Raw genomic sequence first — 15,608 nt, 5'->3', positions numbered from 1 at the left:
CCTTGCGTGCGAATAACATCATTGACCACCTCCTGGGCATCGCCTTGTCCAGACTCAGGTCGGCCACCAGCTGCTTGAGCTTTCGTTTTTCATCTTCCAGCAACCGCAGGCGCTTGAGCTCGTACGGGCCGGGCCCGCCGTACTTCTTGCGCCACACAGAGAACATCGCCTCCGCGATACCCAGCTTGCGGCAGATCTCCTCGACTGCCATCCCAAGCTCGGCTTGCTTGGGCGCGTACGCAATCTGCTCCTCGGTGAAACGGGATTTCTTCATCGCCTGATTCCTCGTAATCCACGGGAGCCCACGCGGGGCAAAGTCTCTACTTTACGTTGGCCCGGTTTATTGGGGGTGGGTCACTTAATGGATGTAGACCCATTCGACGCATTTGTGCGCCACTAACTCTTGCGGTTCCGCAGCCTCACCTCGCGGAAAGACCTCTACTCGCATTCCTGGGCGCGTAAAGAAATCACTCATCCAGCGCCCGTCTTCGACGATGTTGCGCTCACGCGCAAATCCCATCTGCTCAAGCTGCTGGGTAAAACGATCAAAGTCTAGGCGACAAATTCCGGTCATCGCAGGCGATGCACCGGCCACATTGCGATCGAAGCGGAATTCAAACCATCTGCCATCAAGCTTGGTTTCATCGACTCCAAATCCATAACTCCAATCCTTATTGAGCGGGCCGAAGGCCCGATATCGGCGTTCGTCGCCTTTCACGAACTGAACCGCCTGCCCCATCGTGGAATTCAGGCGCTCGGGAGTGAAGTCGGAGATGTTCTGGCTGCCCTTGATCAACACAAGCAGCTGACCAAGCAAGTCTTCCGCAGTGGGCTTGTTAGGCGGCACAGTGGTAGGACTGGATGAATTCATGGCAGATGTCTCCGTGACGGTTGCCGGGGCTGGGGTGGCCGACGTGTGGGCGCATGCGCCCAGAGCGAGGGTGGCGAGCAAGGCGTAGAGGGGGCGCGCGATCATGAAGCGTCCGTTGTGCGCTGGTGTGGCTGCGACGCTAGTGGCATCCGGCACCGAGGTCAATCGCAAGAGTTCTGGCAGCCGCCGCATCATCGCCGCACGCTGCGCGCCTTGGCCGGCACCTCCACCGGCGGCAACACCTCCATCAGCAGCTGCCCTTCGCTTGCGGTGATGCGCAGCTTGGTGCCGATGGCAAAGCCCAGTTGTTCCAGCCATAGGCCGCTGAGGCGGACATGGGGCACGTGCTGGTCGCCGGCATGGTCGTGGGCGCCGGGGTAATGGGTGTAGCTGACGGTGCATTGGCGCGGGCGGCGGGCGCGGCGGGGGGCGCGTAGCGTGCCGGGGCCTTGCGGGGAGGCGTCCGGGTCGGGCGGCAGCATCGGTGGCAGCTTGGTGCGGTCGGGTTCCACAACGACCCACTGCACTCGCTTGGGCGGCGTGGGGCGTGCACGGTTGCGGGTGGGCCGTGCGCCGGCAGATGCGGTGGGTGGGCGACGAGGCGTCATGGCGCCTCCGGATGATGGCCAGTGATGGGTGCAGCAACGCACTGCTGCAACGCCACGGCACTGCGTGCGGACTGGCCACGCGAGGTGCGCGGCAACACAACGAGTTGTCGAGTCAGCGAATGCGCGGCATCGCCGCTCGCCTGCTTAACAGCTGCGCGTGCGTCGAGCCTGAGCAGCACATCGCCCATATCCCACGGCAGGCGGTAAGCGGAAGCTGGCAACAGATCAACCGGTACAGATGCCAGCATGGATGGTGCTGTAGACATGGCAACGCCCTCCTGGAACAACCCAAGAACCGCCACCAACGGCGACGGGATGTCGGGAGGTTCGAAACCGCTAGTAGCCGGCGGGCATATTCCCCTTGCGGGTGTTGTATTAGCCGCCCTCCCGACGCAGGCATTGCGTCGGCTTGTACCTGCAGGATGCAGGCACAAAAAACCCACCGGTTTGACGGAGGTGGGTACCGCTACTAGAGGAGTTTCGACGCTCCTTGGGCCTAGATTGCAAGTACACGGTCTGGCGTGTCAATACACGCTGGCGGGTCTCGCGCGGCTGTGTACGCCGCTGGCGCAGTTCCATACGGGCCACGCAAGCCGAGCGCCGTCGCCTGATAAGTGCACCTGACCCCATCACGGTCCAGAGCCACCGTCTGCAGACGTTAACTCTAATTGTAGACGGCGTGCGCCTACGCCTCTATTCCCACAAGCCCGGCTCGAAGAGCATCGGCGTGGGCCGTGATGAAGGGCGGCGGCAGTGCGTTCCCAATCATGAGCGCAATTGATTCCTTGCCGTGAGCAACATCAAATTTATAAGAGCGCGGGAAACCCTGAAGGACTGCTGCCTCTCGCAGGCTGATGGTTCTGTCCTGACCTGGATGCAAGAACCGACCTTTCGATGGATTGTGGCAACCGCTGGTGATGGTAGGTGAAACATCGTCCCAAGCCAGACGCCCGTAGACATCGCTAAAGCCATCGGTCCGCTTGTGGCAGTCCAGCTGATACTTCGTCGGCAGGTCGCTACGACTGCCACCATCCTTAGGTATCAGCGCAATTAGGTCTCTCACTTTCTGAGACCGGTTCTCGCCCAAGCCATGAAGCTTGTCCCTTCTTTGTCCAGGCTCGGCCATTCCCTTGAGTGCCTGTCGGACGGTGACGCGCTTATTCGCCTTCTCTGCTATCGCGGGCATATGGACCCGCGACGCAAGCATGATGAGACGCTTTCGGCGCTGGGGTACTGAATAGTCCGCAGCATCCAGCACGTGTACAACGGTTTCATAACCGAGTTCGGTCAGCTTGACCTGCATACTCAGAAATCGCGGATCTTTTGCGAGGGCCGGCACGTTCTCGAGCATCACGGTTTTAGGTCTCATGACCTCAATGAACCGAAAAAAGTCCTCGACCAAATCGTTCCGTTCGTCGCTTACCGAAGTCATTTTGTTCTTAGTGCGAAGACGGGAAAATCCCTGACACGGAGGGCATCCAGCTAACAGATCGAGCCCCCCAATCTCCAAGCCCGCGTCCTGAAGGATCTGTGCGGGATCGAGCTTGCGGATGTCCTCGGCATAGAGGCGCACATTCGGATGATTGAGTCGATAGGTATGCTGCGCCTTGCTATCGATTTCGACAGCAGCCGCGACAGTGAAGCCCGCGCCCTTTAGTCCTAAGCTCAAACCGCCACATCCGCTGAAGAGATCGATGGCTTGTAGCTCGCTTTTCATTTCTTTCTTAAGACTTTTCATTCGTACAGGATGCTTCAGGCCGGGAGTGCGGGGACTAATGGTGGCGTTTGGTTTAGGGTAGGTGCTTTTCGATTTCTTGCGCAAGAAGGGCCAGCTCTGCAGACACGTGCCTATGCTGCGCAAGCAGCGTCTCTCCATGTGCATCAGTTCGCTCGTTGGATGCATCTGGACCGTACAACTCTACCGTCAATGCGCGGAGGCGGTTCTTATGGTGCTGCGCAGTAGTTGCGGCAGGATCAGCTTCTCCCGCTGCTATGAGCACTAATTCTTCTGGACACAACGTTGGGATGAAACGCACATTCCCCCTTAGCCAAGAAAGGTATCTTCGCTGTGCAGCAGAGCGCTGAGCAGCATCCCCACCGCCCGCACCTCCATCTACCGTGAATACTGGTTCGAAGCCAACGGCCTCCGAAATTCTTTCCCCAAGCGTGCCATCTTCCGCAACAGGAATGGTGTCTGGATTCACGTACTGGTCCAGTCTTTTCTTGTCACCATCCAGCAGTACCAACGTGTGTCCAGGAGCGGCCATAAGCACTGGAACCTGATACTTCAAGATCGCTTCCGCACCGCCGCTCAGGTATTCGACTTTAAACACCGCTGCTTTGGCTTGGTCAGCGAAGGTCAACAGGGCCTGCTGAACTACCGCCTTTGCCAGCTTATCCTCAACGATGATTCGCACCTCACCGCCCCCAACTGCCCCAAGCCGACGAAACGCAGCATATGGATGAGTTGAAGCCAAGACGACGAAGCGACCGTCATCTAGCTGATGAAAGGCCTTGATAGCGTCACCCGGCAGCGCAGTTACCAGATGCGGCGAATGGGTAGAAAAAACGACTTGAAGCTGGCGTGTGCGAACCGTTTTTGCGAGAAACGCCAACAGCCGTTCTTGTGCGCCCGGGTGCAGCGAGACTTCAGGTTCGTCCAGCAATACAAGGGTCCCCGGCTTTGCCTCTAGAACCTGCACTACACAGCTAGTGACCGCTACTTCCCCGCTGCCTGCGAACGCCTCAGAGTAACGCCCATGCTTGGTTTTGAAAACGACACTCAGACCGCCATCGCCCTTAAAAAGCCGATGACGAATCCATCTAGCTTCTTCGTACTCTCTGCCCAGGACAAAGCTAACCATCGCTAGTTCGCCCTTGCCCAGAAGACGGTTCTCGGTGGCCACCTTGTGCCCGCGATGCGTATAGGAAGTGTTTCCAGACTCGATCACCCGGGCGAGTAACTCTGCATCGTGCCGCACCTGATCCATCTTGCTTGAGATCCGCAGCGGCGACACCTTACCCCCCTTTTTTGGGGGGGCATGCGGCACGGGGTCCTTGCCGAAATAGAAGTACTTGTCGAACGCACTTAGTTCCTTGCGGAAGTTGATATACAGAACCTTGCGTGCCACTGGGTTCCATCGATCCTTCGCCCGGCCTCTGTAAACCTTATTGGCCTTCAACTCGGGTTCGACCATACCGTCGCCGGTGCTCTCCTTAGTTGGCTCCCAGTAGTTAGGGTCGGGCAAACCATTCCGAGTCTTCCTAACTCTAGCCTTGCGTGTCTCGACGATCGCGTTGAAATTCGCATTGCGGTGCCCGTAGATGAAGCGGCTCGGGCTGCCCTCCCCCTCCTCGATAGGATCAACCTTCGTACTGAACCAATACTGCCCAGTGGATTGCCCCGCAGGGGCCCCATAGAGGGCATTTAGAACCGAAGTTTTACCCGATCCATTTGCCCCTACCAGTGCTGTGATGGGAAAGCTGAAGTCGATATGCGTGCCGTCCGCGATGTTCTTGAAACGTGGGAAACGTATGTGAGTGATGTATCCCGGAAAAACCTTGTCGTATTTACCGCGATTCTGCTCAAGGCCCGCGATCTCTTCAGTCAGTTTTAGCGTCATTGGCTAGCGACCTCAAATGGCAAACGCTAGCGCGTAGCGACCGGCGGGAAATCGAATCTGCGGCCACCAGGCTGCGTGGTGATCACCGAATTCTTTTGTCCGTATCATGAAGATAGTGATTCGCCCACTCGGGACCTTGCCCGACTCGCCGCCGGAAAGCACGCCCTGGGTCTCGCGACGCCGTTCTTTCAAATCGCGGTCTCGGTCAACATACACATATCCGGACTCCTGCTCGAGGATATCTGCACACTGTCTGAGCCCCTCCGCGACTGCAATTGGATCCCATACATGCTCAGACTGCGAGGGGTCTGGCGACGTCAGCTTGACCAGCTCCTGAAGATTTTCGATGGAAAACTCCACAAACTCCTTGTCGCCAATGTTGGACAACAATTTATCCAGCTTCAAAGCGTTCTTTGCTGAGGAATCGTCTCGGAGAACTTGTGCTGGGTTATACGTTCCACCACCTGTGTACACGCCTATCGCACCGGGCACGAGAACGGTACGTCTAGTAGCCTGAAGGGTGTTTTTGAGGTACACGCCACGGAACTCTTCGTCAGGACTGCCAGCGATCAGCTTCCTAAGGCTGCGCTCCATCTCGTTGATGGCACTAAAGACGGCATGAAGTTCTGGAGGAAGCCAAAGCCTAAGCAGACCAATATCCTTGCGCCGATATCCATACATGCGAGCGTGCTGGAGAACCGTGTCCGCCTGTGGCGTTTTAGGATGACGCCCGTAATAGCTGACCAGCAGGTTTTTGATGGTCACCCCTCGACCAAGCTTGTTTCCCCCGACAAATAAATTGTAGGGTGCGTGTAGAGCTACGTCCTCGTCAGTCTCACCATTTACAAGTTTGACATAGATGCCAGCAGAGAGAAATTCGATTCTGCTAAGCAGTCGATTGAAATCAAATTTGGCCAAGCCGTCGTGCGTGCGAGCTAGGTCATCAAACGCAGCGCGAAGGCGAGAAATGAGTTTTGAGCCGCGACTTTTAAGGCCTGTACCGAGGTCATCTTTGTACTTCCTCAATAGCTCAACAATGTGCTTATGATCATCGGTTCGTGTGCTGACGTGGCATAGGAATGCGCATTTCTGATCTGGCTGCTCTTCACGCTTGTAGGTGGCTCCAATCATGAACGCGTCGAGCGCAGCCAAGAGAGATGCCGGAATTTGCGTACCTGGCGTTGGCTGCATTCCGGCGGAGAGTGTCATCAGGTCTGTCAGAGGAAATTCACGGACTAGATCCTTGACTCCACGAGCGAAGAAGTCTTCCCCGCCAACATAGTCCTTCCCTGGATGGCTGAGAGCGGTGAACTTCGGCCTAAAAGCATGCTCACCCTGCTGCAAAAACAATGCACCCGGCGTCGCGGTAACCTGCAAATAGGTGTTCCTATGGAAGAAACTTCTTAGCTCTTCGATCTGATGGTTGATCTTGCTTTGCGACCCGTCGTTCTTGCGCGCCCTGGTATTGAGGCTTGCTTGATCGGCCTCATCGTCGATGATGAGACAAGCCAAGCCGCGGACACTGCCGCCCTTCAAATTCTCGATGAGATTCCGGAGAATGCTGCCGTTCTTAGTGACCACGATGGCACATGTACTGCGCTTGAGTCGTTGCAGGAAGGTTGCTGGGTCCTTCAGATCTACCTTGCCTAGGATGTCCATTCCTGGGAAAGCCTCTTGAATACGGCCCCTGGTTTGTTCATACAAAGGGTCGATATCTGACGTGAGGACAATAAGCGTTCTATAGCCTTCGTCGGCTCCCATTGCGCCAGTAACGGTAAGCACGCCGGTCTTACCGCTTTGCACTAGCCCGTATATCAGCCCGTTCGTCTGCTCGCTCCCCCCGCTGAGGGGCTTGACCCATTTCCCCATCACTTCGCGAGCAGTGGCGGCAATGTCGTTCACCTCTTCAGCGCTACCCACCTGCTGCCGAAGCAGATTCAAAATTTCTTCGGTGTGACCACCCCGTATGCTCATCGCGCCCCCTCGAGAAGTCGAACCCAGTCGGAAGGAGCCACTTTGTTCGGCAAAATGCCGTCAGGGCCCCCGATCTCAAAATGCTTGCGGTGACTACGCTTGCATGAAACGCGCAGCGCCACGCTCTTCATTTGCGCCACACACACATAGGCTTCGTAAGGAAGCGCCGCCACCCCATCAGCGCCGCAGATCAGCCCGATGACTAAAGGCATCTTCTGCGCACTTTGGCGCAGCACAACCTGCTCCTCTGGCATGAAGGTGAATGCCCAAGGGCTGCGCTTTGCCGTGGAGTATTTCAGGTAGATCTGGAGATCGCTGCCAAACACAAAGAGCGGTGGTGAATGCTGAATACTTATCAGCCTGCTTGATCCGCGGATCAGCTGGTGCAGTGCCGCGCCTTCGTAGAACTCTTGCTTCTGGATTCCCATACGCGCCGCTCGAAGCGGATAAGCGAACTGCGTAAAACGGCAGCTCAGGCGATAGGGCACAAGCCAGCAGCATCAAGCCGCTCGATAACTCACCCTCCCTTCGTCCCATTGAGCCCTTGGAAGTGGCACAAGGAACGTCTTGTTGCACAGAAATATAGTGCCCAAGGTGGTCAAGCGTCAACGGCGAAGCCTGCGCCAAAGTGGGGAGCCGGAAATATCGGTTCCAGGTTCAGTTCTTTGAAATAACGGTTCCAGGTTCACTTCCACTACAGCCCGGCCGTCACCGAACCATCGCGCCCATACCGTCCGCCACGCGGCAGGCATGGGCACGACACGCTGGGATCTAGAACTTGTAGGTCAGCCCCAGATACGCCAGCCGGCCTGCGTAGCCGCCGGTATAGAAGCGGGCGCGGGTGTCCTCGCCCAGGTGCGAGCGGGACTCCTGCTTGGTCAGGTTCAGCACCGAGGCGGTGAGGCTGAGCGCCGGGGTGATGTTGTACGCCGCGTTCAGATCGATCTGGTAGTACGGCTCCTCAAAGACGTTCAATCCGTTGACCAGGCCCTGCACCAGCTCGCCGCGACGGTTGTACGAGGCGCGCAGCAGCAGGCTGTCGATCTCGTAGAACACGGTGAGGTTGGTCTGGTTCCTGGCGCTGCCCGGCATGGAGGTCTTGCCGGCCTCGGTGCCGTCCTCCAGCCGCACCGCCGCCTTGCTGGCATCGTTATAGGTGTAGTTGAACTGCACGCCGAGGCCGAACGGCAGCGTGTGCTGCGCGTAGAGCTCCACACCCTGCGAGACCGCGTCCTGGCCGCCGGCCTGGGTGCTGTAGTTCTGCACGGTGACCTGTTGCCCGTCGACCATCATGTTCACGTCGCTGATGACGTCGACCGCAAAGTTCTCCACGTTCTTGCGGAACAGTCCCACACCCGCCACCGAACCCGGGTGGAAATACCATTCCAGCCCCAGGTCGAACTGGTTGGCCTTGTACGGCTCCAGGTTCTTGTTGCTGCCCGAGCCGTACCAGCCCTGCTCGCTGGCACCGCCGGTCAGGCGCCGGTCGGCCACGTACTCGGGACTGTAGAACTCCAGGCTGCCAGGCGCGGCGATGTCGTTGTAGCTGGGACGTGCGATCACCTTCGCGGCTGCCGCGCGCAGCAACAGGTTCTCGGTCAGGTCGTAGGCCAGGTTGAAACTCGGCAGCACGTCGGTGTAGTTGCGGTCCAGCCCGCTGACCACGAACGACTCGGTGCGTTGCACGCTGTCGGCCAAGCGCCAATAGCCTTCGGTGCCGCAATACGTGTCGGCCGGCGCGCCGCCGGGCGTGGCGGCGCCCTGCTGGCAGGCCAGCGGATTGCCGTCGGCACCATCGAAGAAGTAGTCGTTGTAGGCAGTCACCTTGTCGGTGGAAGCGGCACGCTGGCCGGTACGCGCCACCCGCACGCCGACGTTGCCACGCAGCCGCTCGGTGTGGAAGTTGAGTTGCAGGTAGGTCGAATAGATCTCTTCGTCGACGTTGTAGACGAAGTTGTCTTCGTTGCGGGTCTGCATCGCGCCGTAGGTCTGGTTCAAGTAGCCGATGTAGCCCGGGAAGTTGATCGCCGGGAACGCGCTGGCGTTGACGCCACCGGCCAGGTTGTCCTGCGCGAACAGCAGGCCCGGCGAGAACTGGGTGGCGATGGCATTGCAGCGCCCGTTCCAGTAGCGGTTGTCGTAGTCGCCCGGGTCGGTGCCCGGGCACACCCAGTAGTTGTTGCCGGTACTGCGGTGGATGCCGCCGTCGCGACGCTTGAGGCCGAACTGCAGCGAGTCGAAGACCTCGCCATCGAAATGCCAGGTGGTATCGATCTGCGCATACTGCTGCTGATTGGTGTTGCGGGTCCAGGACGAGCCGGTCGAGCCCAGATCGACCTGCAGGATGCCGTCGCGCAGGTTCTGCATCAGCTCCGGCGAGAAGGTCATGGACGGTGTGCCGGTCAGGTCCCAGGCGCTGGCGAAGTTGCCATTGGTCCAGCTGCCGTCGGCATTCTGCAGGCGCGGCTTGATCGGCAGGGAGAACTGCAGCTCCGGCCCGCCCTTGGCCCAGGTGCGACCGGCCTTGAACGCCACGTCCACCTGCTCGCCACGCCATTCGCCGCCCAGGTCCACCGTCTGCGACTGCGATTTCTCGATGTTGTAGCTGCCGGTGATCTGCGGCGTCGGCACCGTGCAGTCATCCGAGCCCCAGCCGCCCGGCGGCAGGCCGGCCGCGGCGGCCTGCGCCTCGCTGCAATAGTAGGTCTTGCCCGGGCGCAGGCTGTAGGCGGCGCCAGTGACGATGGTGCCGCTGGGATCGAACTGCAGCCGGTCGAGCAGGCGGCCGCCGCGCCAGTTGCCGTCACCGTAATAGCGGGCAATGTTCCACTCGGGAATCTTGATGGTATTGGTCTGCGAGTCCTGCGACAGGTCGAAGCGGAAGTAGTTCGCGGTCAGGGTCAGGTCGTCGGTCGGCTTGAACTGCAAGGTCAGTTGCCCGCCCTTGCGCTCGCGGTCCTCCTGCTTGGCGTTCAGGCTGACCGCGGTCGGCATCATGAAACCGGTGTAATAGTTGCTGTTCTGGTCCCAGAAGCCGGTGCCGCCCCACCAGTTGGCGTTGAAGTCCGACCGATTTCCGTTGACGTCGACCGCCGGGCCGCCTTCGTCGCGGCCGTACCACTGCCAGCTCTCGGTACTGGCATCGAGCGTGCGAGCGGTGCGCTTTTGCTGCGTGTAGCCAACGAAGACACCGAAGCGGTTGTCCTTGTCGTGCCAGGAGTAGGAGCCCGAGAACTGGCCATCGGTCTTCCTGCTGGTATCGGACCAGGTGCCCTCGGCGGAGACGAAGCCGGAATGGGGTTCCAGTTCCAGCGGGCGCCGGGTCTGCAGGATCACCGTGCCGCCGATGCCGCCTTCGTCGATGCGCGCTTCCGGGGTCTTGTACAGCTCCGCGCTGCCCAGCAGGTTCGACGGCAGCAGCGTGTAGTTGAACGAGCGCGTAGGGTCGCCGTTGGACTCGGCGGTGGCGATGTAGTTGCCGTTCAATTCGGTCAGCACCAGCTCCGAGGACAGGCCGCGCACGCTGACGTTCTTGCCCTCGCCACCGTCGCGGCTGATGACCACGCCGGGCACGCGCTGCAGCGCATCGGCCACGTTCTTGTCAGGGAACTTGCCCACGTCCTCGGCGGTGATGACATCGACCACGGCGTTGGCGTTGCGCTTTTGCTCCAGACTTTTTTCGATCGCGTAGCGGTAGCCGGTCACCGTCACTGCGTCCAGGTCCGTGGCCTGCATCGCGGCCTGGCCCGTGGGCGCCGGCGTGCCGTCGGCCTGCTGGGCGGAGACAGTGGTGGAGGCGGCGCTCGCGAACAAGGCGATGGCGATACCGGCGTACAGCGTGCTGCGGTTGCGTGCGAATGGCGTGCAGTTCATTTCGGTCGTGCTCTCCCAATGGTGATCGGCCTCGGCGGCTTTGTATCGATCCAACGACCGGACAAGAACGCCGCGCGAAGTAACGCAAAAACATCCGGCACCGTTGCGGCGCCCGGTTTTACTGGTCCTCTCCCCTTTTCTGCGCGGATGCGATTAGATCGTTCTAATGCGTGCAAACCTAAGTAGCACAGCCCATGCGCCAACGCATTCTGCCGCGCAGCAGGCCGGCGGCGTTGCAAGCGCCACGATTGCGGCCGGGCTCGCCCACGCTTGCAGGCGACACGCTACAGCCTGCCTGCTGCAGCAACCGCTTGATCGCGGCCCGCAAAGCGCCCTCGCCCGCAACCAGGCGCAAGCGGCTTACCGAGGCGCCTGCGCGCGTTCCATCACCCACCGAGCTCAGCAAGAAGCAGGGTCGACCTCCGTGTCGGCACCTCTTGCCCATGGCCGCAGCACGTCGCTTGCCGGCTATCGCCATTACAGGGGATGTGCGGTGATGGCGAGTTATCAAGAATGTTGCAGAGTCGAAGAGACGGTTCCCGGCCGCGCTCGCGCCCCTCACCGAAGCCTGGGACCGAAAGCTGCGCCTGGACGTACCCTCACCCCAACCCCTCTCCCGGCGGGAGAGGGGCTTTAGTGCCGCGTCGGCCGTGTCTTCCTGTGCCCGCCTCGGTAACGCATGGGCTGACCTGAGGCATCACTGAGTTCATCGCAACCTTCTACGACCGGGGAACCGGTCCCCGCCCGCGCGATTGCCCGCAACGACGTCGGCAATTCGCAGACCCATCCCCCGGAACGACAACTTTCTGGCGCGCCAACCGGGCGCATCTATCAAGTCCGCCGGGCCTGGGCCGATACCGCATGCATGGACAGACTCAGCGTAATCGGACTGGTGCTGGCGATCGTGGCGATCGTGGGCGGCAGCGTGTTGAAAGGTGCCGGCATTTCGTCGCTGTGGTCGCCGGCTGCCTTCGTGATCGTCATCGTCGGCACGGTGGCGGCGATCCTGCTGCATACCTCGCCGGCGGTTTTCCGGCGCGCGTTCAAGATCCTGCGCTGGGTGATCCAGCCGCCGGCCAGCGATCGCCCGCAGTTGGTGGCGCGTATCGTCGAGTGGAGCAACATCGCCCGTCGCCAGGGCCTGCTGGGCCTGGAAGACCAGTTGCCGCGTCAGGACGATGCCTTTCTGCGCAAAGGCCTGCAGATGCTGGTTGATGGCGTGGAGCCCGAATCCATGCGCCACATGCTGGAAATCGAAGTGGACAACCAGGAGCGTCAGGATCTTGCCGCGGCCAAGGTATTCGAGGGCATGGGCATCTATGCGCCCACCCTGGGCATCATCGGCGCGGTACTGGGCCTGATGGCGGTGATGAAGAACCTGGCCGACCCGGCCATGCTCGGGCATGGCATCGCCGCAGCCTTCACCGCCACCATCTACGGCATCGCCTCGGCCAACCTACTGTTCCTGCCGGTCGCCGCCAAGCTCAAGAGCGTGATCCATTGCAGCACCAATGAGCGCGAAATGGCGATCGAAGGCCTGATCGCCATCGCCCAGGGCGAGAACCCGCGCAACATCGAGTCGAAATTGGCAGGCTACTTGCATTAGCGCGTTATGGCCCGTCGTCGCAAACACCACGAAGAACATGGCAACCACGAAGCGTGGGCGATTCCGTATGCCGATCTGATGACGCTGCTGCTGGCGTTCTTCGTGGTGATGTACGCCATCTCTTCGCTCAACGAAGGCAAATACAAGGTCATGGCGCAAGCGCTGACCAGCGCCTTTGGTGGCTCGTCGAACAAGGCCAGCCCGGTGCAGCTGGGCAAGACCCAGACCCTGGGCGCCGATTACGACCGCCCATCCGTGATCAAGGCCGGCGCGCCGATGGCGGCTTCCAATGGCCCGACCGACCCCACCCTGCTGCCGTCGATGGCCGCGCAGATGCGCATGCCGGTGTCGCTGCGCAACCAGGCGCAACTGGCGCGCGCACAGCGGCAGATGGATGCAGTGGAGCAACAGCTGAGCAAGACGCTGGCCCCGCTGATCGACAAGCAACTGATCACCATCCGCCGCAACGATCTGTGGATCGAGGTGGAGATCAACAGCGACATCCTGTTCGGCACCGGCTCGGCCACCCTGGCCGGCGGCGCCCGCGGGACGTTGTCCACGCTGGCCTCGGTGCTGCGCGATGCGCCCAATGGCGTGCGCGTGGAGGGCTATACCGATAACCAGCCCATCGCCACGGCGCAATTCCCCTCCAACTGGGAGCTGTCTGCGGCGCGTGCGGCAAGCGTGGTGCACCTGTTCGCCGACGACGGCATCGCCCCGCAACGATTGGCGATGGTGGGCTATGGAGAATTCCGCGCACGTGCCGATAACAGCACTGAGGCGGGACGGAATGCGAACCGGCGTGTGGTGTTGATCATCCTCGCTGACTCGGCTGGCTCACTCGCACCCGATCCGCCATCGCAATTAAATGCGACCGCCGCCGGGGCGCCCAAGCTTCCCAAGTCTGACGGCGGCCAAACGGCCGTCACCACCGAAAGCGGCACAAGTTCCGTCCCCGCCGTAATTCAAGGAGTGCAGTGACATGCGTATCTGGGCAATCGCCAACCAAAAGGGCGGCGTCGGCAAGACCACCACGACGCTGGCATTGGGTCGCGGCCTGGCCGCGCTCGGCCACCGCGTCTTGTTGATCGACCTCGATCCGCACTCCTCGCTCACCCGCGCCTTCGGCGTGGCGATCGACCCGCCGCCGCGCGGGGTGCTGGACCTGTTCGGCACTCCGCCAAGCGACCTGGCCAGCCTGGCGCATGAAAGCAGCATTCCGGGCCTGTCGTATGTGTGCGCGCAAGCCGCATTGGCCACGCTGGAACGCCGCAGCGCCAACCAGCCCGGCCTGGGGCTGGCGCTGCAGAACGCCATGACCCGGCATGCCGGCCAGCACGACTACATCCTGCTGGACTGCCCGCCAACCCTGGGCCTGCTGATGATCAACGCACTGGCCGCCTGCGACCGCGTGGTGGTGCCGACCCAGGCCGAGCCGCTTGCCCTGCATGGCCTGGCCAGCATGGTGCGCACCGCCGACATGGTGCAGCGCTCGCGTCGCCGCGAACTGCCGGTGTCGATCCTGCCTACGCTGTTCGACCGCCGCACCCGCGCCGGCACCGAAACGCTGAAGGAAATGCAGGCCACCTACGGCCCGGTCGTCTGGGAAGACGCGGTGCCGGTGGACACCCGAATCTGCAACGCCGCCGCCCTGACCGTACCCGCCGTTGGCGGCGACTATCAGGGCCGCGGCCTGTCCGCGTATCGCCGCGCGCTGGAATGGGTGCTGGCCGATGACGCGATGCGTATGGAGCAAGCCGCATGAGCAACCCCACCGCCAACGGTGAATTGGACGATTATCTGGAAGGCCTGCTGCACGATGCGGGCGTGGAGATCCTCGCCCCGCCTGCGGCCACCGCAGCCACGGTCGAAACGCCGGCACTTGCGCATGCACATCTTGCGCTGGCCGAGCCGCCGGTCGAGACGGCCGCACTTCCCGAAGCCGCCACTTTCTCCGAAGCTGCCACCTCCAACGCGATTGCCGCAGCGCGCAGCGCCGATGCGATCGCCGCCGATTTCCTGGCAGAAATGGACGCCGACCCGGCGTTCGCACCGCCGGTCAAGGCCGCGCCCAGCGCCGCCGACATCGCTGCCGACTTCCTGGCCGAAATGGATGCCGACCCGGCATTCGCTCCGCCGGCCAACGCCGCGCCCAGCGCCGCCGACATCGCCGCCGACTTCCTGGCCGAAATGGACGCCGACCCGGCATTCGCCCCGCCGGCCAAGGCCGCGCCCAGCGCCGCCGACATCGCCGCCGACTTCCTGGCCGAAATGGATGCCGATCCGGCGTTCGGAACCGCGCCCACTGCAGTGGACCTGATCACCGCCGATCTGCTGGCAGAAATGGATGCCGACCCGGCCTTCGGGCTGGAGGCCGCACCGGTCGCGGTGCCTGCACCCGCCCCGGCACCGGCGCCCGCCCCGGCCCCCCGTGCGGCACCGGCGCCGGCACGCGCGCCGGCACCGACCGGGCTGCAGGCACTGCTGGCACCCGGCCAGGCCGACAAGATTCACGCCGAACGCCGCGCCAGCGAACGCAGCACCCGCTGGCTGCGTCTGCGCTGCGGCGAGCAGACCTATGCGCTGGAATTGCTCAAGGTGCAGGAAGTGGTGCTGCCGGTGCCGCTGCTGCCGCTGCGCGGCACGCCCAGCGCCATGCTGGGCATCATGAACCTGCGGGGCCAGGTGGTCCCGGTGATCGATCTGGGCATCCACCTTGGCTCTTCGCCGGTGGACATGGACCTGCAGACCCGCGTGGTGGTGCTGGAAGAAAACGGCGAAACCATGGGCCTGCGCGTGTCGGCCGTGGAAGACGTCACCAGCCTCACCGATCAGCAGATCGAGCCGCCGGACAACGCCCGGCTGTGCCGCATCTACAACAACCTGTTCCGCGGTGTCGCACGTCTGGGCCATCAGCCGATGATCCTGCTCGATGCCACCCATCTGCTGCATTGATGCGCGCCTAGCTTGCTCGCACCTGCACGCACAACGATTCACCGTTAAAGCTTTTCCGCCCCCCGCCGTTAGTACGCATAGAACCATCCGTTCGGAGC

At 61.5% G+C, this 15,608-nt stretch carries 11 protein-coding genes and 1 pseudogene; 4 read left to right on the top strand and 8 right to left on the bottom strand.

Annotated elements, in window-relative coordinates:
• Window positions 1–37: 37 nt before the first annotated feature.
• From ACDH77_RS09460 to ACDH77_RS09425, 8 genes and pseudogenes are all read right to left on the bottom strand, one after another.
• Window positions 38–274 (bottom strand): annotated as a pseudogene (locus ACDH77_RS09460) (transposase); the annotation flags it as partial.
• 84 nt (window positions 275–358) lie between these two features.
• Entirely contained in the window at window positions 359–976 is a 618-nt protein-coding gene (locus ACDH77_RS09455) for a hypothetical protein (RefSeq protein ID WP_372353850.1), read from the bottom strand.
• Between the two features lie 86 nt (window positions 977–1,062).
• Window positions 1,063–1,479: a SymE family type I addiction module toxin gene (locus ACDH77_RS09450; protein WP_372353849.1), complete on the bottom strand. Its 417-nt coding sequence runs from the start codon at window positions 1,477–1,479 to the stop codon at window positions 1,063–1,065.
• 685 nt (window positions 1,480–2,164) lie between these two features.
• Entirely contained in the window at window positions 2,165–3,217 is a 1,053-nt protein-coding gene (locus tag ACDH77_RS09445; RefSeq protein WP_372353848.1) for a DNA cytosine methyltransferase, read from the bottom strand.
• 52 nt (window positions 3,218–3,269) lie between these two features.
• The gene (locus tag ACDH77_RS09440; RefSeq protein WP_372353847.1) at window positions 3,270–5,102 is read right to left on the bottom strand and encodes an AAA family ATPase; all 1,833 of its coding nucleotides are present in this window, start codon (window positions 5,100–5,102) and stop codon (window positions 3,270–3,272) included.
• A gap of 12 nt (window positions 5,103–5,114) precedes the next feature.
• Window positions 5,115–7,076, bottom strand: a complete 1,962-nt coding sequence (locus ACDH77_RS09435; protein ID WP_372353846.1) for a Z1 domain-containing protein — start codon at window positions 7,074–7,076, stop codon at window positions 5,115–5,117.
• Complete coding sequence (locus ACDH77_RS09430) at window positions 7,073–7,504, bottom strand: hypothetical protein (protein ID WP_075241231.1); 432 nt, start codon at window positions 7,502–7,504, stop codon at window positions 7,073–7,075. Before ACDH77_RS09430 ends, ACDH77_RS09435 begins: the two co-directional genes overlap by 4 nt.
• A 343-nt stretch (window positions 7,505–7,847) precedes the next feature.
• Window positions 7,848–11,003, bottom strand: a complete 3,156-nt coding sequence (locus ACDH77_RS09425; RefSeq protein WP_372353845.1) for a TonB-dependent receptor — start codon at window positions 11,001–11,003, stop codon at window positions 7,848–7,850.
• A gap of 811 nt (window positions 11,004–11,814) precedes the next feature.
• Between ACDH77_RS09425 and ACDH77_RS09420 the strand changes: the two genes are divergently transcribed.
• The 4 genes from ACDH77_RS09420 to ACDH77_RS09405 are packed head-to-tail and all read left to right on the top strand — an operon-like array spanning window position 11,815 to window position 15,510.
• Entirely contained in the window at window positions 11,815–12,555 is a 741-nt protein-coding gene (locus ACDH77_RS09420; protein WP_008576379.1) for a flagellar motor protein, read from the top strand.
• Window positions 12,556–12,561: 6 nt separating this feature from the next.
• A complete protein-coding gene (motD, locus tag ACDH77_RS09415; RefSeq protein WP_011347247.1) occupies window positions 12,562–13,536 on the top strand; it encodes a flagellar motor protein MotD in 975 nt (324 codons plus the stop codon).
• A 1-nt stretch (window position 13,537) separates the two neighbouring features.
• Window positions 13,538–14,320 (top strand): ParA family protein, encoded by a 783-nt coding sequence (locus ACDH77_RS09410; RefSeq protein WP_003489696.1) that lies wholly within the window; start codon window positions 13,538–13,540, stop codon window positions 14,318–14,320.
• A complete protein-coding gene (locus ACDH77_RS09405; RefSeq protein ID WP_372353844.1) occupies window positions 14,317–15,510 on the top strand; it encodes a chemotaxis protein CheW in 1,194 nt (397 codons plus the stop codon). The genes ACDH77_RS09410 and ACDH77_RS09405 overlap by 4 nt, the downstream gene beginning before the upstream one ends.
• Window positions 15,511–15,608: the final 98 nt, after the last annotated feature.

Origin of the sequence: Xanthomonas axonopodis pv. maculifoliigardeniae (genome assembly GCF_041519315.1) — a bacterium.
In the GTDB taxonomy this organism is placed as follows: Bacteria; Pseudomonadota; Gammaproteobacteria; order Xanthomonadales; family Xanthomonadaceae; genus Xanthomonas; species Xanthomonas euvesicatoria.
This window is presented reverse-complemented; position numbering and strand designations above follow the sequence as displayed.